Origin of the sequence: Ruegeria intermedia (genome assembly GCF_900129345.1) — a bacterium.
GTDB classification, from domain to species: Bacteria; Pseudomonadota; Alphaproteobacteria; order Rhodobacterales; family Rhodobacteraceae; genus Ruegeria; species Ruegeria intermedia.
On sequence record NZ_FQVK01000083.1, the window covers coordinates 1 to 1,034 of the forward strand.

Annotated in this window: 1 protein-coding gene; it reads left to right on the forward strand. The window is 57.8% G+C overall.

Features of this window, described 5'->3' with window-relative positions:
* Window positions 1-114: 114 nt before the first annotated feature.
* On the forward strand, window positions 115-1,034 hold a 920-nt coding region (gene istA / locus F3H26_RS19315; RefSeq protein ID WP_149777581.1), incomplete at its 3' end, for an IS21 family transposase.

Genomic DNA, 1,034 nt, shown 5'->3' on the forward strand with positions numbered 1-1,034 from the left:
TGTGAACCGGCATGCAAAATTGACCCCGGTATTGGGGTAATCGGCGTCCAAATTTGACCCCCCTGATATTTGATTTCGGTAGCTTTCTCACGGATTTGAGGGAGCGACTTGGGGATGTTGGTTGTGGAGACGATTTCAAAGATCAGGCGGGCGTATTTTATCCAGGGGAAGTCGATCAAGCAGATTTGCCGTGAGCTGCGAGTGTCGCGGAACACAGTGCGCAAGGTTGTACGCTCTGGGGTCACCGAGTTCAGCTATGACCGATCCACGCAACCCCGCCCCAAGATCGATCCCTGGCGCTCCGATCTGGACGAGATGTTGGCTGAGAATGCCCGACAGCCCAAACGCCAGCGCCTGACGGTGGTTCGGATTTATGAGGAGCTGCGCAACCGGGGTTATGACGGCAGCTATGATGCGGTGCGGCGCTATGCGGCCAGTTGGTCGCAAGCGGCACGGGAAGCGTCTGCGGCGGCCTATGTGCCACTGAGCTTTGATCCCGGCGAAGCCTACCAGTTCGATTGGAGCCATGAGATCGTGATCCTGAACGGCGCGACGGTCACGGTGAAGGTCGCGCATGTTCGCCTTTGTCACAGCCGGATGCTGTTCGTTCGGGCCTATCCGCGCGAGACGCAGGAGATGGTGTTTGACGCTCATGACAAGGCGTTCGCCTTCTTAGGCGGGGCGTGTGCTCGGGGCATCTATGACAACATGAAGACTGCGGTTGATACGATCTTCGTGGGCAAGGATCGGGCATACAATCGCCGGTTCCAGCAGATGTGTGGCCACTATCTGGTCGATCCTGTCGCTTGCACCCCGGCTTCTGGCTGGGAGAAAGGTCAGGTTGAGAACCAGGTTGGTGTCATCCGGCGGCGCTTCTTCGTGCCGCGCCCAAAGTTCAAATCCTACGCCGAGTTGAATGCATGGTTGGAAGATCGGTGCCTGGCCTATGCCAAAGCGAACACGCACCCGGAATTTAGGGACAGGACAGTCTGGGAGGCGTTCGAAGACGAGCGCCCGAGCCTTGTTCCTTATGT